This is a genomic window from Pandoraea fibrosis, assembly GCF_000807775.2.
Classification (GTDB): Bacteria; Pseudomonadota; Gammaproteobacteria; order Burkholderiales; family Burkholderiaceae; genus Pandoraea; species Pandoraea fibrosis.
The window spans coordinates 3,010,063-3,033,808 of the sequence record NZ_CP047385.1 but is presented as its reverse complement, the minus strand read 5'-3'; the positions used below and the strand labels follow the sequence as shown (position 1 = coordinate 3,033,808).

Sequence of the window (23,746 nt, the reverse complement as noted above, 5' to 3'; positions counted from 1 at the left end):
CGCCGGCACGCCGTTGCCTTGGTCACTTTGCGTTGTCCGTGCCGCCCGCTCCACCCGCTCCACCCGCTCCACCTGCGCTACCCGCCGGCCCCGACTTCCCCAAGCCATCGCCGGACGTTTCCGGCTTGCGCAGCACGATGATGCTGATGCGATTTCGGCCACTTTGCTTGGCGACGAAAAGCTGCTCGTCGGCAGCCTTCAGAACGGCCTCTGCGCTATCGCATTCCCCCGCGACGCCCGTGGCCACGCCGACGCTGACCGTCACCATGCCGGTCGTGCTGCCTATGTGCGCGATATGCAGTCGCTCGACGTCACGGCGGACTTGCTCGGCCATGGCAGCCGCAGTCACAGCGTCCGTATCGGGCAGAACCACCGCAAACTCCTCGCCGCCATATCGCGCAACCATATCGGTGTCGCGGCGGGTATGCCCCCCGATATTCTTCGCGACAGCACGCAAAACATCGTCGCCGGTCAAATGGCCGTATTTGTCGTTGAAGTGCTTGAAGTGATCGATGTCCACGAACAGCACCGAGAGCGGGTTGCCCGAGCGTTTTGCCCGACGCCATTCGCTCGCGAGCTTGGCGTCGAGTGCACGTCGGTTGCTCAGCCCCGTGAGGCCATCGGTCACGGACAGGCTCACGAGTTGCGCCGCCGTACTGGCACGTGTGCGGATCGCCGCTACGAGCAGCCATGAGCCTGCGATAAGCGTGGCTGCGCACGTGGCCGCAATCAGGCCAAGCAGCACCGCGTGACGGCGCCATCCACTGATGAGCGCCTGTGTCGAAGGCGTCACCACCACGAACATCGAGACACCCGGCACGCGCACCGATCGGTAGTCCACGGCACGAGCCCCTGCCGGAAACGACAACGCCGTCGTCAGATTCCGATAGCGTGTCGCGTCGCCCGGCAATTTGACCAACGTCCCCGGCTGACCTTGCGCGCATGGCTTGCACGCGAGTACCGTCCCCTTCTCTTCCACGACGCTGATGCTCTTGAGGTCATCGAAGTCGACATCGTGCATCTGCGCGTTCAGCCGGTCGAGCCGCAACGCGATGACTGCCACACCGGCAAACGAATGATCGGGGCCGGCAATGCGCCGGGTGAGCGCAACCGACAGTACCCCCTTGTGTAGTCGCGACGAGTAGGGTTGAGAGACATAGAGGCCTAGCGATGGGTTCGCCTCGTGCGAGCGGAAATAGTCGCGATCGGCAACATTCACTGGCTTGCCATCGGTGCTCTCGAGCGGCGCGGCAATTTGCCCCGTCTTGTCCACGATGTAGGCATCGTCGAGAAAATCGCGGCTCAGTGCCTGCCCGAAGCGCACGCGGTCACGCACCCGCTCGGGAAAAAGCGGCGTATTCGAATTCTCCGCCTCGCGCACCATCTCTTTGAGCAGCGCCTCGTAGAGGGCAATGTTGCCGCCGAGACTCGTCGCCACGACGGATGCCACGCTCTGGGCACGCTCCAGTGCGTACACGTCTCGTGCCCGCCGATCGGCGTACAACAGCATCACCACCCCGATCAGAATCGCCAACGCGATGACCGTCCCCACAACGCCGACCAACGACGGATAGTCGTCGAACTTGTCGAATAAGGCGCGTAACCGCTTTCCAGCCCTCGTCCGCAGACGGGGTACACCCGAGCGTGTGGTCATATTCGATGGCCCGATGAGATGCCAGCGCCAAGATCAGTGAGGATGTCGTGCGATATCGTCGAGCAACGGCACAATGGCCAACATGATGAGCACCACGGCGAGCGGAATCGTCGCCGAGAAACCCAAGTGCTTGAAACCGAGCGCACCGGTCAGCCCGCCCAGAAAAAACATTCCCAGCAGCGCACAGAGCAATCGCAGCTTCTGCCGGTCTCCCGCCACGTGCGGCAGTTCGCCCGTGATACCGGGCCGGTTCCAGTAGCCCATCTTGCCCAGCTCGATGCCGATGTCGGTCACCAGCCCCGTCACGTGTGTCGTTCGAATCTCGGCCCGGGAAATCTTGGTGATGATGGCATTCTGCAACCCCATGACGTAACACAGCAAGCCCACGGTCGCCGGCACATACAGCACGCGCTGGTCTTCGAGGTTGGCGCCCATGGCGCCAAACGTCAACAGCAGCAACGCTTCGAGCATGAGCGGCGCGGCATATTCGCTATGGGTATGGTGACGTCGCCCCCAAAGGATCAGCACGGACGAGGTCGCCGCGCCCAGCAGGAACGCCAGTAAAGCGCTGAGGCCGGCGAGCACGAGAAGGACTTGTCCGAGCGCGAGATTGTCGGAGAGCGCCGCGACGATACCCGACATGTGAGACGTGTACTGCCCGACGGCAAGGAAACCGCCCGCATTCGCCGCACCCGCCACAAACGCGAGCGAGCAGCCCAGGCGCCGGTTGGCCGCGTCCGTGCGCACCGGCTGGGTGAATCCACGTAGGTAGTTGATCGGCATGGCACTTGAGCTCACGGGCTTGGCACATGGGGTATTCTAATGCGCGTTGACGCGACATCGACGCCAACGTCGCGCACCGGGACACGACCTACCTAAAAGGAGACGAATCGGATGACTAAGCGGAGACGAATCGGATGATCGAGTGCTATGCCTACCTAAGTCGCGCAGTGCCCGATCTCGATTTGCGAGAACTCTCGAAGATTATCGTCAACTCGCGCGGATTCAACGCCGCCGAGGACATTACCGGCGTGTTGCTATTCGATGGCGCCAGGTTCTACCAATACATCGAAGGCCCCAGCGTGGCGCTCGCCGACGCCCGTCAGCGCATCGAGGCGTCGCGTAACCACACCGGCATTCAGGTGTTGCTCGACGGCCCGCCGGACACCCTCGGGGCGTTCTCCACGTGGAGTCTGGGCTACCTGATGCTGGAAGAGCCGGCCCAATCGCTTCATGCCTTCACGAGCCCCGCCGATCATGCCGAACTCGTGGGCGCCTTCGCCGCACTCGCCGCCACGTCCGATGCGATGTAACGGCACTTGAGCGACGCGCCTTGTGCGAACACAGCGATACAAACGACAACGCCGGGCCACCCTGAGGGGCCCGGCGTTGTTCATTCACACGGCGCACGAACGATTTCACGCGCACACGTGCGACCGCCGCGTCCGGATTACTGCTCGATCTGACGGTTCCAGCGCTGATCCCACTGCGCGCGACGCTGATTGATGGCGTCCCAATCCACCGTCTTGAGGTTCTTGGCCAGTTCGTCGATCTTGCCCAGGCGCTTTTGCATCGCCGGCGGTACGGTGGCCTGCGGGTTGGTCGGGATGTAAGCACCGGCGGCGGCCGCCAGCGTCTGGCCCTTGGCCGACAGCAGATATTGCGCGAGCTTCTGCGCCATGGCGTTGTCCGGGCTGTTCTTCACGACGCACAGGTCCACGAGCAACTGCACCGCGCCTTCCTTCGGCGCCACATAGCCGGCCTGAATGCCCTTGTCCTGCAGATCGCTCACGGCCGTCGGGGTCAGCGGGAAGATGGCCGCTTCGCCCGTCTGGATCATTTCCGAGAGCTTGGCCGAGTTCGGAATGTACTCGACAACGTTCGGCCCCACGGTCGTGGCCCACTTGGTAAAGCCCGGCTCGACGTTCGTCTCGCTGCCGCCCCAGATGCGGTTCAGTGCGAGGAAGCCGTGCAAACCGAAGGTGCTGCTCGAGGCCGACTGGAACACCACCTTGCCCTTGTACTTCGGATCGGCAAAGTCGGTCCATGACGTCGGCGCAGCCCAGCCCTTCTCCTTGAACAGCTTGGTGTTGTAGCCGATACCGGTCATGCCCAGTTGCACCCCGGCGCCCATGTCGTCCTTCACGCGAGCCGACGGCATCAGCTCCTTGAGCACAGGCGAGTCGTCGAGCTTCTGGCACACGCCCATGCTGATGGCGCGCGCCATCACGCCATCGTCCAGGAACACGACATGCATCTGCGGGCTGTTGCGGTTGGCGAGCAACTTGGCCAGCACATCGGACGACGTGCCCGGCACGACCACGACCTTCACGTTATTGGCCTTCTCGAATTCCGGGAACACCTGGCTTGTATAAGCCTTTTCCATCGGGCCGCCGTTCATGCCGATGTAGAGCGTTTTGGACTGCGACCAGGCCGCGCTGCTCGCGCCCAATGCCAGCGCCGCAGCGCACATGACGACCTTTCGGGTGAGCTTCATCGTGGTTCTCCTTGCGTTTTCAGGATGTCAGGAATGTTGTGTTGGGACGAACTTCGAACGTGCGGGAATCGTTTGCCTGTCATGCCTCGGCCGTCACCGGCGCAAACCGGTCGACGGCAAACGCATCGATCGGTGTCGCTGTCTCGCCGTCGGCGACCAGATCCGCGAGCACCTCGCCAACGCCCGGCGCCAGCAAGAAGCCGCCGCCCGAGAAGCCGAAGGCGTGCACCAGACGCGGTGTCGTGCGACTCATGCCGATGATCGGGTTGTTATCGGGGGTCTCGCCCTCCACGCCGCTCCATGTGCGGATCAGCAACGCATTGCGCAGCGCCGGCAGCAAGGCGCACGCCTCGCGCATCACAGCACGCGTGGTGTCGGCCGATGGCTGTGCGTATTCGCCGTCGCCGGTGCCGCGTCCGCCGCCGATCACACAGTTGCCGCGCTCGACCTGACGCGCGTACACGCCACCGCCATACACGCCGAGGTTGTGGCCGATGAACTTCGGCAACGGCTCCGTGACCCACATGTTCGGGTAGATGGCATGCATCGGCACACGCTCGCCGAACGTGCCCGCGATGTGGTTCGCCCAGGCACCGGAGGTATTGAGCAGCCAGTCGGCGCTGACATGCAATGCGTCGCCCTGCTCGGGTTGCGCGGTGAGCTGGAAGCGCACGCCGTCGTGAACCACCGAGGTGATCGGGGTGCGCTCGCGAACGTCGGCGCCCAGCGCACGGGCCGCACGCGCAAACGCTGGCGAGACCAGACGCGGATTCGCATGGCCGTCGCTCATGCACAGCGAGCCGCCAACCGCACCGTCACCCAGCCACGGAAAGCGCTGGCGGAATTCGGCGCCGCGTAGCACCGTTGTGTCCAGTCCATAACGGCTCGCCATCGCCGACCAGGCATCGAGCGGCGCCAGATCGCTCTCGCGACGCGCAAGACGCAGATGGCCCGAGCGCACGAACTCGCCGTCGATGCCGATCAACGCCGGCAGGCGATCCCAGAGCTTGCGCGCACGCATGGCGAGCGGCAGTTGTTCTTCCGGGCGGCCCTGGCAGCGCACGCCGCCATAATTCACACCGCTGGCCTGCGCACCGCAATAGCGTCGCTCGAACAGCGCCACGCGCAGGCCGCGCTCGGCCAGCGCACGCGCGGCCGACGCACCCACCAGACCGCCACCGGCGACGACAGCGTCGTAATGCAAGGTCTTACTCATCGCGTGCCTCCTCGGGGATGGCCGCAACGTTTTCGTCGAACAGCATCGGCGCAATCGGAATCGGTTTGATCGGGGCCTGCGCACGCAGGCGTCCCACCTGAGCAAGCGTTTGCCCGCTCGCCTCCGCCAGCAGATGGCACGCCGCTTCGCCGCACATACGCCCCTGACAGCGCCCCATGCCCACGCGGGTCAGCGCCTTGAGCCGGTTAATTTCGGTCACGCCGTCATAGCGCACGCAATCGCGCAACGTGCGGGCATCGACCTCCTCACAACGGCACACGAGCATGTCGTCAGGCCATTGCACCGATGGGTCTTCCGGCAACGCAAACGCCTGCTCGATCCCCTCGCGAAAGCGGCGGATACTGGCGAGCTGACGTTCGATGGCGATGGCATCGGGTGCGCCGGCCATGGCCGGTGCCGCGATGCCGAGATCTTCGAGCAAGGCCAATGCTGCGCGTCGGCCCGCGAGTTCGGCGGCATCGGCACCGGCAATGCCCGCGCCGTCTCCCGCCAGATAGATGCCGGGCTGCGAACTGCGCCCGGCAGCGTCGCGCTCAGGCAGCCAGCAACGATTGAGATCATCGAAGACAAAACGGCAGCCCGCCAGATCAGCCAGTTGCGTCTCGGGGCGCAAGCCAAAGCCCAGTCCCACGGCAGTGCATTCGAGCGTGTGCTCGCGGCCGTCGCGCTGCCAGCGAATCGCCCGCACGCCTGCCGTACCGTCAACGCCTGCCAGCGTGACGCCATGTTCGATGCGTACCCCGCGTGCCCGCAGCCATCCAACGTAATAGAGGCCCTTGGCAAGCGTGGCCGGCTGATTCAGCAGTCGCGGCGTTGCCTTGACCTGATTCGCGAACGCACTCGTGTCGAGCACCGCGACCACGTTCGCGCCGGCTTTCACGTACTGATACGCCACGAGATAGAGCAGCGGCCCGGTGCCCGCGAACACGACACGCTCGCCGATGGCACAGCCCTGCGCCTTGAGCGCCACTTGCGCACCGCCCAGCGTGTATACACCCGGCAGCGTCCAGCCCGGCAGCGGCAATACGCGATCGGTCGCGCCACTCGCAATGATCAGATGCGTGAACGACACCGGCGTTTCGCGGCCACCGTGCATCGTATGGAGTTGCTTTGGATCGCAAGCCCACACCAGGGTCTCCGGTCGATAGTCGACCTGCGGCAGCAACGCCGCCATGGTGCTGTGAATGGCATCGGCCTTGGCGGCTTCGAAGCCGTACAACGCCTGTTTGGTTCGCGTGAACCCGGCGCCCGCCGGCGGCTGACGGTAGATCTGCCCGCCCCAGCGAATGTTCTCGTCGAGCACGACGGGACGCAGTCCGGCCGCCACAAGCGTCTGCGCAGCGCGAATGCCCGCAGGGCCGGCGCCAACGATGACGATGTCGGAACGCTCAGTCATGCGAGCCCCCGTGCACCTCGTGGGTCTCAGCCGCACGCGTGAGGATGCGCATGCCGTCCTGAACCTGCGTCGAGCACGCGCGCAGGCGCGATAGCTGTGCATCGCCCCCCGCAGATGGCCCGGATGGTCCGGACTCGCATCGCACCCAACAGTCCTGACACGCGCCGATCAGGCAGAAGCCCGCGCGCGGCGTGCCGCTGAATTCGCTGATGCGCACGTGACGCTGATGCGTGAGGATCGCGGTGAGCAACGTATCGCCCGCCAGCGCCTGCGCCGGCTCGCCGTCCAGATAGAACGTTACCGTCGGGCGCGACGTTTCGGCCACGCGCGCCAGTTGCGGATGACCCGGCGCGCGCAAGTCTTGCGATGAATGGGAAGAGCGGGACATGAGAATCTTCTTTGCGCGTGCGTTCAGTGCTGGCCGATCAGGATGCGGTTCAGGCCGTAGACACGGTCGAGCAAGAGCATCGCGCCGAGCGTCACCGCGATGACCAGCGCCGAGACGGACGCCATCATCGGATCGATCGATTCGGTCGCGTACATGTACATACGCACGGGCAGCGTGACGGTTTGCGGCGCCGTGAGGAAGACCGACATCGTCAGTTCGTCGAAGCTGTTGATGAACGCGAGCAGCCAGCCGCCGGTAATGCCCGGCAGGATCATGGGCATGGTCACGCGCCGGAAGGTCGTCCACGAGCCAGCGCCCAGCGACGCCGCGGCATGTTCGACGCTGCGATCGAGACCGCTGATCGACGCCAGCACGAGTCGCATGATGAACGGCGTCACGATAATCATGTGCGCGAACGTGAGCGCCGCGAACGAGCCGCTCACGCCGAGCATCGCGAAGAAGCGCAGCAGTGCAATGCCGAGCACGAGCCCCGGAATCACCAGCGGCGAAAGCAGCAGACCATTGAGAAAATTACGGCCCGGAAAGCGCGAACGACCGATGGCGAGCGCCGCCGGCAACGCGATCACCAACGAGATCGTGGCCGACAGGAACGCCAGCTTCAGGCTGGTGAAAAATGACGCGATGAAATCGGGGTAGTCGAGAATCGCCCGGAACCAACGCAGCGACAGGCCGCGTGTGGGCAGCGATAGCGTTTGTTCCGGCGTGAACGCGACCAGCACGACGATGATCATCGGCGCGAGGACGAAAAGGATGACGAGCGTATGGAACGCAAGCGCCAGAGGACTGTTTTTACGCATGATGGCGAATAGGTTCTGTTCTGCGGGAGACGTGCCCTGGCCTTAACCCATGCTGCGCGAATAGCGGCGCTCGAGCAGGCGGTAGTACGTCAGCATCACGATCAGGTTCGCTGCAAGCAGCAGCACGGCGATGGTGGCGCCCAGCGGCCAGTTCAGCGAACTCAGGAACTGGTCGTACACGGCGGTGGCGGCGACCTTGAGACGGCGTCCGCCCAACAGACTCGGAATCGCAAACGCACTGGCCGACAGACCGAACACCATCAGGCTGCCCGACAGAATGCCCGGCACCAGTTGCGGCAGCACGATACGGCGCAGCGTGGTCGCGGGCGATGCCATCAGCGACAACGCGGCGTTTTCCGTCTGCGGATCGAGACGTTGCAGCGACGTCCACACCGGAATGACCATGAACGGCAGCATCACATGCACCAGCGCGACGATGATCGCGAAGTTGGTGTACTCCATCTTGTATGGGCCCATCCCGAGCAGGCCGAACGCCTGATTGATCAGGCCCCCGGAGCTGAGCAACATGCTCCAGCCAAAGGCGCGCACCACGATGGACACGAGCAGCGGCGAGAGAATCACCAGCAGGAAAAGCGAGCGCCACGGGTCGCCCATGCGCGACAGCACGTAGGCTTCGAACGTCCCCACCACCGCGCACACCGCGGTGACGGTGAGCGAAATGCCGAACGTGCGCAGGAAGATCGTGTGGAAGTACGCGTCGAACAGGACTTCCTTATAGTTCTCGAACTGGAACGCCGCAATCGGGCCGCTCGCCGGATCGAACTGATAGAACGTGAGCGCCAGCGTCATGAGCAGCGGGATGAGCACGAGCGCCACGAACAGCAGCATGGCCGGCGCACTCATGACCCACATCGGCAAATACGCATGCCAGGGGGCACGCGTGACGGGCGCCGCTTCGGTACGCGGAACTTGCAGCGTCTCAGCCATTTGCGCTGGCTCCTGCCGAGACGAAGCGAACCGCTTCCGCTTGCCAGTCCAGCCCGACCGGCACCCCTTCGTTCAGCGGCTCGCCGCCTTCGTTCTGGCAGCACACGAGCACTTCGCCCAACGGGCTGTCGACGCGGTACAGCCACTGACTGCCGAGGAAGAAGCGGCTCGTCACTGTGGCCGACAGACGGCCGGCCGACGGCGCGCACAGACGCACCTTTTCCGGACGCAGGCACAGGGTGATGGCGTCGCCCACGGCCATGCCGCGATCTCTGGGCGAGAGCTCCGCCAGCGCGGCGCGCTGCATCAGTTGTGCACCCAGTTCAATGTGCAGATGTTGGTCGTCACGCGCGGTGACACGGCCGGCCAGCATGTTGGCCTTGCCAATGAACTGCGAGACGAACGGCGTTTCCGGGCGCTCGTAGGCACGGTACGGCGTGTCGACCTGCGTGATGCGTCCGGCTTCCATGACGACCACACGATCGCTGATCGACAACGCTTCGGATTGATCGTGCGTGACCATGATCGTGGTCGTGCCGATCTTGCGCTGGATCGAGCGCAACTCGAACTGCATGTCTTCGCGCAGCTTCGCGTCGAGGTTGGACATGGGTTCGTCGAGCAGCAGCACGGGCGGTGCGATCACGACCGCACGGGCGATGGCCACGCGTTGACGCTGACCACCGGAGAGTTCGCGCGGGTAGCGATGGCCAAGGGTGTCCAGACGCACCAGGGCCAGCGCTTCGCGAATTCGCTCCTGACGCTGCGCCTTGTCGACCCCACGCATCTCAAGACCGAAACCGACGTTCTCCGCCACCGTCATGTGCGGAAACAGCGCGTAGCTCTGGAACACGATGCCCAGGCCGCGCTTGTTCGGGCGCATATGCGTGATGTCGCGCCCGTCGAGCGTTATGCGCCCGGTCGTGGCTTCGACAAAGCCCGCGATCATCTGCAACGTGGTGGTCTTGCCGCAGCCCGAAGGGCCGAGCAGCGAGACGAACTCGCCCTTTTCCACCGAGAGATTGACGTTCGAGACGGCGTTCAACTCGCCAAACGTCTTGGAAACATCCGTCAAAGTCAGGAAAGACATGGTCACTACCTTCGGGCGCATGCACGCCGCAAGAAATGCAATTGCACCGAACAGTAGCGAGCCAAATTGCTTGCCGCAAGATAACGATTCCGTGAAATGAGATAAATTTTATGATTATTTCGTTTGACGGAATATTTGTTGGATGGGCGAGCAGTTTCATTTCGCATCACCGACTCGGGATAATCCCTAACTTATGGCGAATATTGGTGGTTTTTGCGAGTTTCGACGCAGCGCGCTAGTTTTCAAGAGACATCCGCTTACGATAGTATTTCGTTTGACGGAATATTCGAGACCCTGATGAACACCTCCGATTCCCCCCGCGCGCCGAAGTCGTCGACGCTGGAATCCGCTGGCGCGGGCATTCTGCAACGCACCTTTGCCGTCATTCGTGCACTGGGCGACGCCAAGCCCGAAGGCGAGCGCGTCACCCACATCGCCAAAGCGGTTGGTCTCAGCCAGGCGACGGTGCATCGGATTCTGCACGCGCTTATCGCCGAGCAGGTGGTGGAGCAGGACGAGACGTCCAAGCTCTACCGGCTGAGCATCGACTTCTTCGCCATGGCCGCGCAAGCCGGCAACCCGAGCGGCATGCGCACCCTGTGCCGCCCATCCTTGCTACGTCTTTGCGCCAGCCTTGGCGACACCATCTTTCTGCTGGTGCGCAGCAGCTTCGATGCGGTCTGTCTCGACATGTGCGAGGGCCCCTTCCCGATCCGTTCGTTTACCGGCGACATCGGAGGACGTGTGGCGCTGGGCGTCGGTCAGGGAAGTCTGGCGATTCTCGCCTTCCTGCCGGAAGCCGAGCGCGAGGAGATCATTCGCTTCAACGTGCCGCGACTGCGCGGTTACGGTGTGCTCGATGAGGTCTATCTGCGCACCGAGATCGAACGCGTGCGTCAGTTGGGCTATGCCGGCAGCAATAGCGGTGTGCTCGACGGTATGGCAGGGGTCGCGGTGCCGGTCTTCGACCGCACCGGGCACGCGGTCGCCGCGCTGAGCGTGGGCACGCTGGCCGCCCGGCTGTCGCAGGATCGACTGCCGATGGTCGTGGAGTTGCTGCGCCGTCAGGCCGAGTTGATCGGGCCGCAAACCAATCCGTTCGACGTGGCGATGCGTCGCCCGATGCACGGCCTCACGCGCGCACTGACGACCGAGCCGCTGGCCTGACGCCGTCTCGCTCTGGCGCACCGGATCGATCGGGAGAGGCGGGACCGAATCGGACCGATTGATGGCCGAAAATGGCCAGCCGGGAATGTCCGCAATTGAGAGAATCACGGGCGGGCCCGGTAATTCCCCAACTTCCCTGGCTACCGCCCCTTTGCGGAGAGATGACATGGCATCAGGCGAACACCAGTATCGAATCGGCGTCGAGTGGACTGGCAACCAAGGCAGCGGCACGTCGGGTTATCGCGACTACGGACGCAATCACGAGATTCGCGCCGACGGCAAACCGACCATCCCCGGCTCGTCCGATCCTGCCTTTCGCGGCGATCCGGCGCGCTGGAATCCCGAAGATCTGCTGGTGGCGGCGGCCAGTGCCTGCCACAAGCTCTGGTATCTGCACCTCTGTGCCGAAGCCGGGGTTGTCGTCGAACGGTACACCGACGACGCCATCGGCACCATGATCGACACGGCACAGGAAGGCCGCTTCACACGCATTCTGCTGCGCCCGCACGTCACGATCCGTGCAGGCGGCAATGCCGAGTTGGCGGCTGAACTGCACCGCGAAGCGCACGCCAAATGCTACGTCGCCAACTCGGTCAACTTCCCCATCGACTGCGAACCACGCATCGACGTTCTGCCGGACTAAGCCCAGGCCGCCCCCCCCGTCAGGCCGAACCGACCCGATTACGCGGCAAGCTGCTTCGCCAACGCCGCATCGCGTGCTTGCGCGCGTGCAAACGACTCACGGGCGCGAAAGCGCTCCACGTAGGCCTTCACGGACGGTGTCTCAGGCACAAGCTTGAAGTGCGTGAGGAAATGCATGGCGTTGCCCCACAGGGCGTCTGCCGCCGTAAATGACTCGCCCAGCCACCACGGCCCCGCGTCACGCGACAGGTGCCGCTCCAGCGTCCACATCACCGAATCGTAGTCGCCATACGGGGAGCGCGAACGCTCGGCCCCTTCGCGACCGAGCGACTTGTCGACGACGGCCGGCTCGACGCATGAACCGTAAAACACCATCCAGCGCAGATACGGCCCGCGACGCGGATCACCCGGCATGGGCGCCAGCCCTTTCTCCGGATACAGCTCGGCCAGATACATGTAAACGGCCGCCTGTTCGGTGATCATGGCATCGCCGTGGCGAATGGCGGGCACCTTTCCCATCGGATTGAGATCGAGATACTCCGACCCGCGTTGTTCGCCCGTCGCGAAGCGCAGCAGGTGAAGGTCGTGCTCGGCCTGCAACTCGTCGAGCAGCACGAGCACGCCGGAGGAACGAGTGTTGGGAGCGTGAAAGAACGTAATGCGCCGATCGGTCGTCATGTCGTGTCTCCAGTCCATCGTCTGTGATAAGCGGGCGGACGGCATGGCATCACCGTCGCGTCACCGAAAATGGTACTTCATCGGCGCCCGCTGATGGCACTGCGGGGGAACGGCATCGCCCGACAGCCACGCCGGGAACTGAAAATGCCCCCATCCCGCTTTTCCTGCCGACCGTCATGGCGAGCATGCTTCGATCGTGTCATGGGGTCGCGACAGACTCGCGGGCGTTCCCCGCGCGAAAAACGTCGGCACGATGCAGCGCTTGTCACCTCAGCGCCTCAGCATAGGAGTCGCACTCCCCCACAGCATGGGGACCGGACTAGGACGAACGCATGAAATACTGCAGGCACATCTGATCCGGCACGCGCTCCCCGCACCGTGCCGTTTGTTCGGCCCGCAGCTCACCCTGCGGGCCGCCTTTTTCGGATGTCGGCCTTCGTCATGGGCACCCTCGGTTTTTCCCGGCCACGCTATCATTGGCCGCCTGACATCACACCACGCCTGCCGAGTGCCCGCCATGACCGAACGCCTGCCTGTCGAACTGCCGAAAGCCTACCGTCTGCTCAATCACGGACCGACCGTGCTGGTGGGAAGCGCCCACGAGTCGCGCCGCAATGTCATGGCCGCCGCGTGGTCGATGCCGCTGGATTTCTCACCGCCGAAAGTCGCCGTCGTGATCGACCGCAATACGCTCACGCGTGAGCTGGTCGAAGCCTCCGGCGAGTTTTCGCTGAACGTGCCCGCACGCGCCATCGCTCGTGAAACGTTGGCCGTCGGCTCAATCTCCGGACGCGATACCGACAAGTTCGCCGATGGCACCGGTGTGCAGGCGTTCGCCGGTTCGCACATCGCGGCGCCCCTCATCGACGGATGCCTCGCGTGGCTGGAATGCCGTGTGATTCCCGAACCGCACAATCAGGATCGCTACGATCTGTTTCTCGGCGAGGTCGTCGCGGCCTGGGCCGATCCACGCGCGTTCCGCGACGGGCACTGGCAATTCGAGCCCGGCGTGTCGCGCAGTCTTCATTACATTGCCGGTGGCAACTTCTTCGAAACCGGCGAAGCATTCGAAGTCAAATCATGACCCCTGCTCTGCCCGCGTCCGGCAACGTCGACCCCATGCGCGACAGCGCTCACGACATCGCGCAAGCCGCGCGTGCGCTGTGGCGCACAAACGGAGCGAAGGGGGCGAAGGGGGCGAAGGGGGCGAATGCTACAGACGGCGTGACGCCGCCGCATTTGCCAAGCGACGACAGGCGCGGCAGAATTGACGGCACTATTCGCGTGAAGGGCGTTTTCGACCCCCTCGGCCTGGTCGACGACAACGATCGAGGCTCGCCGATGTCGCACACCCAATCGCCCGTATCGCCTGAGCCGTCTGCGAAGTCAGCATCGCCTTTCGTGCAGTCGCCGAACGCGTGGGCCGAGCCCGCCTCCGCGGCGCTGCTGTCGTCCCATCGCCGGGCCTTGCCCGCCCGCCACGACATGACCGCATCCCGAACCAACCTACACGAACCGATTACGCCTGTGCCCGCGCCCACTCCTCGGCTGACGCAGGCTGGGACCGCCAGTCTGAACGAGGCGGAGCGTCTCGCAGCATTACGCCGCTATGAGATCCTCGATACTCCCCCCGAACCGGCGTTCGATCGCATCGTGCGGCTGGCCTCTTACGTGCTCGGCACACCGATCTCGCTCGTCTCGCTGATTGACGAAACGCGCCAGTGGTTCAAAGCGCACAAAGGTATCGATACTTCGCAGACGCCGCGCTCGATGGCCTTCTGCGCACACGCCATTCTCGGCAACGACGTCTTCGTTGTGCCCGATGCCCGCGCCGACCGACGCTTCGCCGACAACCCGCTCGTCACGGGAGAGCCGAACATCCGCTTCTATGCCGGCGCACCGCTGCGCACACCGGAGGGCCATCGTCTGGGCACGCTGTGTGTGATCGACCGCCGGCCGCGCACGCTCGACGACGAGAAGCGCGCCCTGCTCGCCGATCTGTCCGCGCTTGTGGTGGACGCACTCGAACTGCGTCGTGTCAATCAGGCGCTCGGCGATATGGCCATGCGCGATGGTCTGACCGGCGCACTCAACCGCCGCGCCTTCCTCATGCAGGCCGACCGTTTGTTTGCCGCCGCCCGCACGCAACAGCGGCGTCTGTCGGTACTGATGCTCGACATCGATCACTTCAAGCGGGTCAACGATACGTGGGGGCATGCGATGGGTGACCGGGTCATCGTCGAGTTGACGCTGGTCTTGCGGGCAACGTTACGCAAGGGCACCGTGATCGGCCGTCTCGGTGGCGAGGAATTCGCTGTCCTGTTGCCCGAGGCCGATGCGCAGCGCGCGCTGCAGGCGTCCGAACGTCTGCTCGCCGCCATCGGCAATGCCAGCGTGCCAGGTCCCAATGGTCCGGTGCGTTTTTCCGCCAGCATCGGTGTCGGCAGCCTCGCGCCCGACGACGTCGAATTCAGCACCTTGCTGCAACGCGCCGATCGCGCGCTGTATTCGGCCAAGCAAGCCGGCCGCAACCGCGTGGCGGTACTGTGACCCCGAACCACGACTGACAACGAGCGACGAGCACGATGGGCAAAAGCCGACTGGAAGCCTTCAGCGATGGTGTGATCGCCATCATCATCACGATCATGGTGCTCGAGATGAAAGCACCGCACGGCAGCGAACTGGCCGACCTTCTGCCGGTGGCGCCGACGTTCCTCACCTATATCCTGAGCTACGTCTACGTCGGCCTGTACTGGAACAACCATCACCATCTTTTTCACGTCGTGCAGCGGGTCTCGGGCGGTGTGCTCTGGGCCAACCTGCACCTGCTCTTCTGGCTGTCGCTGATTCCGTTCGTCACGCACTGGCTGGGAGACAATCATTTCACCGCGTGGCCGACAGCGCTCTACGGCATTGTGTTGTTCATGGCGGCCGTGGCGTATTACCTACTCACGCGCACCCTGCTTGCCGTGCACGGAGAAGACGGCAATGCGAAACTCGCCGCCGCATTGGGGCGCGACGTCAAGGGCAAGCTGTCGGTGGTGGCCTATGCGCTGGCCATCGGGCTGGCCTTCGTGGTGCCGGCCGTCTCGCTCGCCCTGTACGCGCTGGTTGCCGCCATGTGGCTGATTCCCGATCGGCGGATCGAACAGGTGATCCAGTCGTGAGACGACGGGATGCCTTCTTTCGCGCGATGCGCCGCGACAGTCGACGGGCATCGGGTTTTTACGTAGTATCCGCTCCATCATGCAAAACGTAACTTTTGAACTCACGGGCGAATTCGTCGCCCTGAACGACTTGCTCAAGCTCACCGGCGTTGTGGATTCGGGCGGCGCGGGCAAAGTCATGGTGGCCAACGGCGCGGTCAGCGTCGACGGCCAGATCGAAACCCGCAAAACCTGCAAGATCCGCGCCGGTCAGACCGTATCGGTCGATGGCGTGCGAATTCGCGTCAAGGCAGCCTGAAGCCGGCGGGCCCGGCCCAACACCGGCCCGCACACCTCACCCAAGCTCGTGTTGTCTGCCCGGCATGGCGCCATCGTCTGACGCTCTCCCGGTTTCTCCCATGTGAGCCTGCCGCCGCAGGTCGCTATACTTGAAAGCGTTTTTGGCGTGTCAGCTCAAGTCACCCCCGACAATGACCGAAGGACGTCCGAGGAGGCCCTTTCGATGGTCGTGCCCGGTTCACCGCCCCTCGCCGACACCGCCCTGGCCCCCGGGCGCGAGGCGCTGCTGGCAGCGCTCGACCGCTCGCTGGGCACGCTCACGCTCACGCCCGACGGCACCATCGTCGACGTCAACGACAAACTGCTCGGGGTCTTCGGGTACACGCGCGCCGACCTGATCGGCAAGCCGCACGCCATGCTGTGCGAACCGGACGATCCCACCTGCGGTGACGCCCTCGCCCAAGTCCTCAGCACACAACGCTCGCACACCGGACAGATTCGCCGTCGTCGCCACGACGGCAGCGCCGTCTGGCTCGAAGCCACCTACAACCCGGTATTCGACGAGGCCGGCAAGCTCGATTTCGTCATCAAGCTCGCGGTCGACGTCACTGCCCGCGTAGAGCGTCAGGCGGCCGACAGCGCCCGCCTGCACCTGCTCTCGCTCGGGGTCGACGAGACCGATAATGCCGTGCTCATCACCGATGCGAACGGCCACGTTTGCTACATCAACGCCGGCTTCACACGCATGCTCGGCTACGCGGCAAACGAAGTGATTGGCCAGTCCGTTCACGTCCCGTTTGGTGAGCCCTCTGTTGGCGAACTTGCCGATGGCGCACCGGCCGTGGACGTCAAGCAAGCGCTCGCAGGCTGCCTCGTGATGGCCCGCGATGGCCGAAGCTCGCACTGCGAAGTGCTCGTGCACACCGCACAACATCAGCCGCTGTGGGTCTCGGTCGTGACGAACCCGATTCTCGACGCGAACGGCAAGTTGCTCAACGCCGTGGTGCTGTTTACCGACATCACGCAGTCGAAGATTCAGGAGGTGCTGCAACACAAGGCGCTCGCCGCGATGGTGCGCGACGCCCCTCTCGTAGAAGTGCTCACGCTCGTCTGTCGGGAACTGGAACAGATTGCCCCCGAAGTCATGGCCTCGGTCGTGCGGGTCGATGCCGAGGGCCGGCTGCGGCCGCAGGCGGGGCCGAGCCTGCCTGCGAAATATCACCAGATCATCGACGGCGTGGCGATCGGCCCGAATGTCGGCACTTGCGGCACAGCGGCCTTCCAGGCGCGGCCGGTCATCGTCACCGACATCGCGAACGACCCGCGTTGGGCCGATTTCCGCACCATGGCAGCCGAATTCGGGCTGGCCGCTTCGTGGGCCATGCCGATCATTGCGAACGACGGCCGGGTGCTCGGCGTGCTGGCGTTCTATTACCGAACGCCGCGCGGCCCGGACGCCCTGCACGAGCGGCTCGTCGACGTGTGCGTGCATCTTTGCAAGCTGGCCTTCGAGCGCGACGAATCGCGCACGCGCATCCGCCAACTGGCCTTCTCCGATAGCCTTACCGGCCTGCCCAACCGAAGCATGCTCGGCGTGCTCGCCGCGCAGGCGATTGCCAGCGCGCATGAGTTGAACACGCGCATGGCCGTCATCTTCATCGATCTGGACCGTTTCAAACAGGTCAACGACTCGCTCGGGCATCAGGCCGGCGACGTGCTGCTGCGCACGATCGCCCAGCGCCTGCGACGCGCACTGCGCGGTGCGGATATCGTGGCGCGCCTGTCGGGCGACGAGTTCGTGGCCGTGCTCACCGAGTGCGATCCCGAACGCCTCGACATCGCCGTCGAACGCATGCGCAGCGCACTGACCGCACCATGTCAGGTCGATGGTGTGACGCTGGTCCCCTCGGGGAGCTTCGGCATCAGCCTGTACCCGAACCACGGCAACGCGTTCGACCTGCTGCTGCAACGGGCCGACATGGCGATGTATCAGGCGAAGATGACCAGCCCGGGCAGTGCGCGCTTCTATAACGAAGACATGAATATCCACGCGCAGGAGCGTCTCGAACTGGAGACCGCCATGCGCGATGCCCTGCGGTGCGAAACGCTTCAGCTTTTCTATCAACCGCAGATCAACCTGCTCGACGACTCCGTGTATGGCGCCGAGGCGCTCACCCGCTGGACACACCCGCAACACGGCGAGGTACCACCGTCGCGTTTTATCGCGCTGGCGGAAGAATGCGGCCTGATCGGCGAACTGGGAATGTGGACGCTGCGCGAATCGTGCCGTCAACTGGCAGACTGGCGGCGGCGCGGTATCGGCATCCCGAACGTGTCGGTCAACCTTTCACCGACCAATTTCCACGATCACGATCTGCCGCGCCTGATTGCCGAAACCCTCGCCGATCATGAATTGCCGCCGAGTTGTCTGGCCATCGAGATCACGGAAAGCGTGCTGATGGATCACAACCCGAGCACGCTGCGCATCATCGATGAAGTCCACAACATGGGTGTGCGCCTGTCGCTGGACGACTTCGGCACCGGCTACTCGAGTCTGGGTTATCTGCGCCGGCTGCCCGTCTCGGAACTCAAACTCGACCGCAGTTTCGTACACGACATCACTCGCGACGAAACGGTGCGCGCGTTGACCAACGCGATCATCAGCATCGGCCGCAATCTGCATTTGACGGTAGTGGCGGAAGGGGTGGAAGACGAAGCCCAGCGCGATCTGCTCGTCGCTCAGGGCTATCGCGTAGCGCAAGGGTATCTGTTCTCGCCCGCGCTGTCGGCAGGCGATCTCGAACACTGGCTCGAACAGCGCTCGGCACACCAACGCTCGCCGAACCCCGTTCCCTCCTGAATCACGGCGCGAGGCCCAGCTCCATCTGGTACAGCGCCGTCTCGATGGCCTGACTCTGTTCCGCATCGAGTGTGTCGGCCGCGATACTCGTCTCGCGGCGATAAATCATCTCGCCATAAACGTTGGCCAGCACGCGCGCCGACTGACAGAGCGACCAGTGGCTGTCGGCAGCCTGACGGCCCGTCCAGTAGTTGATCGCCTGCTCGATTTCGGCGATGGAATAATTGGCTTTCATGAGAGGTTCTGTCTCGCCGTGGAGGGAAATACTGTGATTATATACAGTATCGAAGCACTCTGAAATTCGCGTCTCATTGTGCTGCGCGCATGGCTCGATTCTCAGGCGCACGTTTCGGAACTGCAACACTTCATGATGGGCAAACCGCGCGCCCCCTTCGCTTCCCGCTCACTATCCCAAAAAAATCATCCACTTAGGGATTCCGGCACGATATTGGCTTAAGGGTCTGGGAAACGTCATACCGCAGCTTTCCATACTCAAGCTGCCGACGTCCCCACGACCGCCCCGACGGAGCCCGCCATGCCGCCGAGACACCCGAGACACGCCACGCCCCAGGGTCTGCCTGCGCCACATGCCATCGCCTCGTTGCGGTGTACTCTCATCGCTTGCTGCCTGCTCATGGCGTCCGGGGTCGCTCGCGTTCACGCGCAATCGATGCCCCCGGGCGTCGCAACCCCCACCGATCCGTTCCATCAATCGTGTGTTGCCGTGAAAGCCTCCCCGACGACGGTCGAAGCGCCTCGCAGCTTCGCGATGCCCGCGACACCTCCCCTCTCGACGCGAAATCGCATCGTCCACAAGCAATACGTCGACCTCGACGACCGCTGTGCCACGCCCCCGGCCTTCGCACCCACGCGCGACACCGACTCGACGAACGTTTGGTACGTGGACGCCCCGGCTCGCGACAGTTACGCGACCTCACCGTCGCCCGGGGCGAGCATCTGGCATGGCCTGACGTCCTGAGCGGTCGCAGTCGACGTTTGTTATGCTGCGTCTTTCGCGTGCCCACCCGATCCGGTGCTGCGCACGCCCCGATTTACCGGAATCTCAATGCCAGCCAATACGCCCAACACCCCCGACTCGCCCACTTCGTCCGACAAATCACGTCACGCCAAAGCCGCACCGGTCAAGGTCGCACCGCCGCCGCCCGGCGCCATGCCGCTCGCCTGGGTCGGATTGTTGGCGGCTGCGGCGTGGGTGCTCAAGAGTCCGCATCCTACGTGGGGCGTTGGCGTACTGTGTCTTTGTGCCGGCCTGATTTCATCGTTCGGCGCACGCCGTCGGGGCCGTATGCCCTGGCCCGCGTTCTTCACCGGTCTGTTGCCGGTAGGTGTTGCGCTCTTCTTCGCGCTGCTGATGCTGCGCCCGCTGTTCCGGTGACGGTTCATCGGCAGGTCACGGCGCTGACACCTACCGGCACCGTTACGCCGCAGCCCCTGACTCGATGAGTTACCCACAGCTTCTGTGGATAACCCACTGGATAACCCGGCGACACCCCGTCGAAACGCCCGCCAACACACGTTGTCAAGAGGATTGCCCGTTTCGGCATCAGCCTTGGATAAATTTTTTACGCTTGACGTTTCGCCTCGCTTCTGTGCGGAGATGTCATGGCTTTGACATGCGGAAAACCGGCGGGAAATCACCTGCCGGTTTGCGCGAAATCGCGAGACGCCGCGCTCGGGTAAGGGTTCGCAGCGCAAGCGAATCGGCCTATGATGGAGTCACGCGATACCTCGCCATGCATGACCTCAGACCCTTGCAAGGTCTGACATTCAGCGGCTGTTTCGCTTTTCAGTGACTTCGGGAGAACGTCTCGTATGACCCAATCCGACAAACCGTCCGTTACCCCTTCCACCCAGTCTTCGCCTGCCGACACGCCCCTTACCGAAGCGGAGCGTGTGCATCTGGACGATCTGCTCGCCCATCACTCCGTGACGGAAACCGTCGATCGCGCGTCCGTCATCGACCTGATCAAGGAGCTGCGTTCGCCCGAGGTGAAAACGGCGGAAGACCGCGAGCGCGTGGTCAAGGAAAGCCGGCTGTGGCGGGAAGTGTCGCATCGCGACACCGCTATGTCGCTGCTCAATTCGCTTGCGCAGATGGCGCCGATCTTCCTCAACCAGATTCACTGGTAATGGCTCTCGCGCCGGTGGTTACCGGCGCGCGCGCTCCCACGTTGGCTCTGCTGCCCCCGCCGTCGTGGCCACCCGGCCTACCCCGCGCAGACTTCCCCCTCAAATTGATCTGGATTAACTTTGCGTACGAGGCATCGCCCGCGAGCGGTGCGCCGCCATGCGCGTGCCTTACAATGCGGGTCGCATAAGTTTTCCCAGTTGACCCGACACCATGACCACCACGCTGGACACCCCGACCGAATTCAAGAGCTGGATCTGCCTGATCTGCGGCTGGATCTATCACGAAGCCGAAGGCGCACCCAATGACGGCCTTGCCCCCGGCACTCGCTGGGCCGACGTCCCCACGGACTGGCGCTGCCCGGAATGCGACGTCTCGAAGGAAGATTTCGCGCTGTCCGAGTTCTGAGCCCGGCCACCACAACGCGCCGGACGCCGCAGCCTGAGCCACCGGCGTCGCATTAGTGATGCCAGCCCCAACCGCGGCCACGGCCATGCCATCCCCGGTAGTATCTGCCGCCGTAGTAGCCACTGGATACCCCGAAGGTGACCACCGGCGCGGGGGCTACCGCATAGCCGGGCGCGTACCCCGCGTATCCGGCGTCGTATCCCGGGGCGTAGCCATAACTGTCGTAGTAGCCGCCACCGTAGGCAGGTGCGCCATACGGCACGGCCACACAACCGGCCATCATCACAGCGACGGCGGCACCGCCTGCCAGCATGAGTATGCGTTTCACGATGAAACCTCCCGCATGAGCTATTCGAGTCTCGCGCAGCGCGATCGGTACCGGATCTCCGCATGTCGTCGATCTTTACCGCGCCTGCCTGACTCGTTAGACCGCTGAGTTCCCGTGAAATGCGGAATGGAGTGCCCGTTCTTTGGTTACCAAACGTGACATTGGTAACGGCGACGGAATATCGTGAGATTGGCGGCCCCCGGCGAATGCCGGGGCCTTAGCCCGGTGGGCCGATCAGAACACCCAGCAGCGGTCACGACCGGCGCGCTTGGCGCGGTACAAGGCCATATCGGCGCGCTCGACCATGTTCATCGGGGAATCTTCATCCTGCCATTCCGTGATGCCGAAACTCGCCGAGAAGCGCAGCGGCGGTTCGCTGCCTTCGAGCGATTCACGCTTGCAACGCTCACGGATACGATCCGCCACTCGCAGCGCATCGCGCTCGCTTGCCCCCGGCAGCAGAATCGCGAACTCCTCGCCTCCGATACGGCCGATCAGATCATCGCCCCGCAACGTCGACGAACACACGAGCACGAAACGGCACAGCACCTGATCGCCGATGGCATGCCCATACGTGTCGTTAATCGACTTGAAGTGATCGAGATCGGCCACGATGAGGCTCATCGGCTCATTCTTGCGTTGTGCGGCTTCCAGCAACTGGTCGAAGCGATGGAAGAAATAACGACGCGTGAGGCTCCCCGTCAATTCGTCGTAACTGGCTTCGAACGCCAGTTGATTGTTCACCGCACGCAGTTCTTCGTTCGACTGACGTGTCTCGCGATGCTGCACACGCTCGCGCCAGTACGTCCAGCCGGCAAGCATCACGATGACGACACCCCCCAGATACAGCAGGAAACACAAGGCAAAGTCTTTGGCGTGCTCTCGCGTGAGCGCTTCCCAGGCGTCGACCTGCTCCACGGCATAGACGATCAGATCGTTGCTTGAGCTTGGCCGCGAGGTGATGACAAACGGTTTGCGGAACTCGTCGAACTCCGACATCCGGTCGAGCAATTCCTGCGGCACCCAGGCGTTAGAGCGGCCCGGCGCGCGCTTGAACTGGGTGATCGGCATGCGGGCGAAGTCATTGCGCTGGTAAAGCGCCTGACGCTGCGCGTCGGACAGCGCCCCGACCTTGCCGTCCAGCATGAAGCGATTCTCGAAACGCGGATCGTTGGCCATGATGACTACGCCGTTGCCGTCGGTGACGAACGACTCGCCGCTGCCGACCCAATGACGCAGGCGTGTGAGCCCGATCTTGGTCATCACGACACCGATCAGCGCGCCTTCACGATATACCGGGGCACTGAAATAAAGGCCGGGCGCCTGATGCTCCCAACCGGCCGCGTAACTCTCGAAACGCGCGCCCAACAAGGCATTGGTGACGTAGGGCTTGTCGGCGACCGACTGGCCGATGGGCGACGGTGCGTCGCGGAAGTTGCTTGCGGCAACACACACGCCGCGGGTGTCGATCACCCATACGCGGTCGACGCCGAAATACCCCTGCGCCCCACGTAGAAACTCATTGGCACGATCCACGACCTCTGCCTGAGCCGTGCCGCCGCTCTCCGGACGCAGGACGTCGCGCAGCAGGTCCACCTCGGCCAACGTGGAGGGGATGGCCCGCACCATCGCCAGATCCGTATTGATCGCGTGAATCATGCCGTCGGCCACCCGGTCGGCCACCGTTTGCCCGGCGTCGACACTCTGTGCAAGCTTGTCGCCGACCAGCGACGTGGCAGTCCTGTCCGCCGCAACCCAGCAGGCGACCAGCACGCCGACCGAGATACAGGCGGCATAAAGCCAATGCCTTATCCTCATCCGAAAATCAAACGCTCGTTCTAATATTTTTCATTTCTTACGTTGGCAAAGTATCCGCCTCATTCGAGTCGCGTTCTGTCTTTTCCCCGGACAGAAGCTCTGGTCGCAACTGGCATCCATCGTGCCGGCGAATTCCCGCCAATTCTGGTCTGCGCGTCAAACTCTTTTCCTCGTTCCCGATCCCCGGCATGTCGCGCCCCGCGCCTTCGGACCCTGATCACCCTG

24 protein-coding genes and 1 pseudogene are annotated in these 23,746 nt (G+C 63.7%); 12 read left to right on the top strand and 13 right to left on the bottom strand.

All coding sequences use genetic code 11. The features are described 5' to 3' along the window. Positions 1–22 precede the first annotated feature (22 nt). A complete protein-coding gene (locus tag PI93_RS13465) occupies positions 23–1,654 on the bottom strand; it encodes a sensor domain-containing diguanylate cyclase (RefSeq protein WP_052240969.1) in 1,632 nt (543 codons plus the stop codon). A gap of 33 nt (positions 1,655–1,687) precedes the next feature. Continuing rightward, positions 1,688–2,437, bottom strand: a complete 750-nt coding sequence (locus PI93_RS13460; RefSeq protein ID WP_039374087.1) for a YoaK family protein — start codon at positions 2,435–2,437, stop codon at positions 1,688–1,690. Between the two features lie 134 nt (positions 2,438–2,571). Between PI93_RS13460 and PI93_RS13455 the strand changes: the two genes are divergently transcribed. Beyond that, the gene (locus PI93_RS13455) at positions 2,572–2,967 is read left to right on the top strand and encodes a BLUF domain-containing protein (protein ID WP_039374088.1); all 396 of its coding nucleotides are present in this window, start codon (positions 2,572–2,574) and stop codon (positions 2,965–2,967) included. 137 nt (positions 2,968–3,104) lie between these two features. Here the strand turns inward: PI93_RS13455 and PI93_RS13450 are convergent, their stop codons facing one another. The 7 genes from PI93_RS13450 to PI93_RS13420 all read right to left on the bottom strand — a co-directional run bounded on the left by PI93_RS13450 (position 3,105) and on the right by PI93_RS13420 (position 10,025). After that, positions 3,105–4,151 carry an ABC transporter substrate-binding protein gene (locus PI93_RS13450; RefSeq protein WP_039374089.1) on the bottom strand — a complete coding sequence of 349 codons (1,047 nt, stop codon included), beginning with the start codon at positions 4,149–4,151 and terminating at the stop codon, positions 3,105–3,107. Positions 4,152–4,230: 79 nt separating this feature from the next. Continuing rightward, entirely contained in the window at positions 4,231–5,367 is a 1,137-nt protein-coding gene (locus PI93_RS13445; RefSeq protein WP_039374090.1) for an NAD(P)/FAD-dependent oxidoreductase, read from the bottom strand. After that, complete coding sequence (locus PI93_RS13440; RefSeq protein WP_039374091.1) at positions 5,360–6,784, bottom strand: FAD/NAD(P)-dependent oxidoreductase; 1,425 nt, start codon at positions 6,782–6,784, stop codon at positions 5,360–5,362. The genes PI93_RS13445 and PI93_RS13440 overlap by 8 nt, the downstream gene beginning before the upstream one ends. Next, positions 6,777–7,172 carry a (2Fe-2S)-binding protein gene (locus tag PI93_RS13435; protein ID WP_039374092.1) on the bottom strand — a complete coding sequence of 132 codons (396 nt, stop codon included), beginning with the start codon at positions 7,170–7,172 and terminating at the stop codon, positions 6,777–6,779. Before PI93_RS13435 ends, PI93_RS13440 begins: the two co-directional genes overlap by 8 nt. Before the next feature lie 23 nt (positions 7,173–7,195). Continuing rightward, positions 7,196–7,990, bottom strand: coding sequence for an ABC transporter permease (locus PI93_RS13430; protein ID WP_039374093.1), 795 nt, complete (start codon positions 7,988–7,990; stop codon positions 7,196–7,198). A 42-nt stretch (positions 7,991–8,032) separates the two neighbouring features. Next, the gene (locus tag PI93_RS13425) at positions 8,033–8,938 is read right to left on the bottom strand and encodes an ABC transporter permease (protein ID WP_039374094.1); all 906 of its coding nucleotides are present in this window, start codon (positions 8,936–8,938) and stop codon (positions 8,033–8,035) included. After that, positions 8,931–10,025 (bottom strand): ABC transporter ATP-binding protein, encoded by a 1,095-nt coding sequence (locus tag PI93_RS13420; RefSeq protein ID WP_039374095.1) that lies wholly within the window; start codon positions 10,023–10,025, stop codon positions 8,931–8,933. Before PI93_RS13420 ends, PI93_RS13425 begins: the two co-directional genes overlap by 8 nt. A gap of 297 nt (positions 10,026–10,322) precedes the next feature. Between PI93_RS13420 and PI93_RS13415 the strand changes: the two genes are divergently transcribed. Next, positions 10,323–11,192, top strand: coding sequence for an IclR family transcriptional regulator (locus PI93_RS13415; RefSeq protein ID WP_039374096.1), 870 nt, complete (start codon positions 10,323–10,325; stop codon positions 11,190–11,192). A gap of 166 nt (positions 11,193–11,358) precedes the next feature. After that, positions 11,359–11,835: an OsmC family protein gene (locus PI93_RS13410; RefSeq protein WP_039374097.1), complete on the top strand. Its 477-nt coding sequence runs from the start codon at positions 11,359–11,361 to the stop codon at positions 11,833–11,835. 38 nt (positions 11,836–11,873) lie between these two features. Here PI93_RS13410 and PI93_RS13405 read toward each other — a convergent pair whose 3' ends face one another. Beyond that, positions 11,874–12,512, bottom strand: a complete 639-nt coding sequence (locus tag PI93_RS13405; protein ID WP_039374098.1) for a glutathione S-transferase family protein — start codon at positions 12,510–12,512, stop codon at positions 11,874–11,876. Between the two features lie 517 nt (positions 12,513–13,029). Between PI93_RS13405 and PI93_RS13400 the strand changes: the two genes are divergently transcribed. The 5 genes from PI93_RS13400 to PI93_RS13380 all read left to right on the top strand — a co-directional run bounded on the left by PI93_RS13400 (position 13,030) and on the right by PI93_RS13380 (position 18,818). After that, the gene (locus PI93_RS13400) at positions 13,030–13,596 is read left to right on the top strand and encodes a flavin reductase family protein (RefSeq protein WP_039374099.1); all 567 of its coding nucleotides are present in this window, start codon (positions 13,030–13,032) and stop codon (positions 13,594–13,596) included. Continuing rightward, the gene (locus PI93_RS13395; protein ID WP_236105573.1) at positions 13,593–15,062 is read left to right on the top strand and encodes a GGDEF domain-containing protein; all 1,470 of its coding nucleotides are present in this window, start codon (positions 13,593–13,595) and stop codon (positions 15,060–15,062) included. Before PI93_RS13400 ends, PI93_RS13395 begins: the two co-directional genes overlap by 4 nt. A 35-nt stretch (positions 15,063–15,097) precedes the next feature. Further along, the gene (locus tag PI93_RS13390; protein ID WP_039374100.1) at positions 15,098–15,679 is read left to right on the top strand and encodes a TMEM175 family protein; all 582 of its coding nucleotides are present in this window, start codon (positions 15,098–15,100) and stop codon (positions 15,677–15,679) included. Between the two features lie 79 nt (positions 15,680–15,758). Continuing rightward, positions 15,759–15,977, top strand: a complete 219-nt coding sequence (locus PI93_RS13385; RefSeq protein WP_039374101.1) for an RNA-binding S4 domain-containing protein — start codon at positions 15,759–15,761, stop codon at positions 15,975–15,977. Positions 15,978–16,181: 204 nt separating this feature from the next. Next, positions 16,182–18,818, top strand: a complete 2,637-nt coding sequence (locus PI93_RS13380) for a sensor domain-containing protein (RefSeq protein ID WP_039374102.1) — start codon at positions 16,182–16,184, stop codon at positions 18,816–18,818. 1 nt (position 18,819) lies between these two features. Here the strand turns inward: PI93_RS13380 and PI93_RS13375 are convergent, their stop codons facing one another. Continuing rightward, positions 18,820–19,053 (bottom strand): DUF3717 domain-containing protein, encoded by a 234-nt coding sequence (locus PI93_RS13375; RefSeq protein ID WP_039374104.1) that lies wholly within the window; start codon positions 19,051–19,053, stop codon positions 18,820–18,822. A gap of 489 nt (positions 19,054–19,542) precedes the next feature. Between PI93_RS13375 and PI93_RS13370 the strand changes: the two genes are divergently transcribed. The 4 genes and pseudogenes from PI93_RS13370 to PI93_RS13355 all read left to right on the top strand — a co-directional run. Then, entirely contained in the window at positions 19,543–19,797 is a 255-nt protein-coding gene (locus tag PI93_RS13370; protein WP_144400273.1) for a hypothetical protein, read from the top strand. A gap of 87 nt (positions 19,798–19,884) precedes the next feature. Then, positions 19,885–20,214 (top strand): hypothetical protein, encoded by a 330-nt coding sequence (locus tag PI93_RS13365; RefSeq protein ID WP_039374107.1) that lies wholly within the window; start codon positions 19,885–19,887, stop codon positions 20,212–20,214. 437 nt (positions 20,215–20,651) lie between these two features. Beyond that, a complete protein-coding gene (locus tag PI93_RS13360) occupies positions 20,652–20,969 on the top strand; it encodes a hypothetical protein (protein ID WP_039374108.1) in 318 nt (105 codons plus the stop codon). Between the two features lie 235 nt (positions 20,970–21,204). Continuing rightward, a pseudogene (locus tag PI93_RS13355) lies at positions 21,205–21,375 on the top strand (rubredoxin); the annotation flags it as partial. Positions 21,376–21,427: 52 nt separating this feature from the next. Here the strand turns inward: PI93_RS13355 and PI93_RS13350 are convergent. Together PI93_RS13350 and PI93_RS13345 are read right to left on the bottom strand one after the other, a co-directional pair. After that, positions 21,428–21,703, bottom strand: coding sequence for a hypothetical protein (locus PI93_RS13350; protein ID WP_201278389.1), 276 nt, complete (start codon positions 21,701–21,703; stop codon positions 21,428–21,430). A 234-nt stretch (positions 21,704–21,937) separates the two neighbouring features. Further along, positions 21,938–23,521 (bottom strand): sensor domain-containing diguanylate cyclase, encoded by a 1,584-nt coding sequence (locus PI93_RS13345; RefSeq protein ID WP_080759393.1) that lies wholly within the window; start codon positions 23,519–23,521, stop codon positions 21,938–21,940. Positions 23,522–23,746 lie beyond the last annotated feature (225 nt).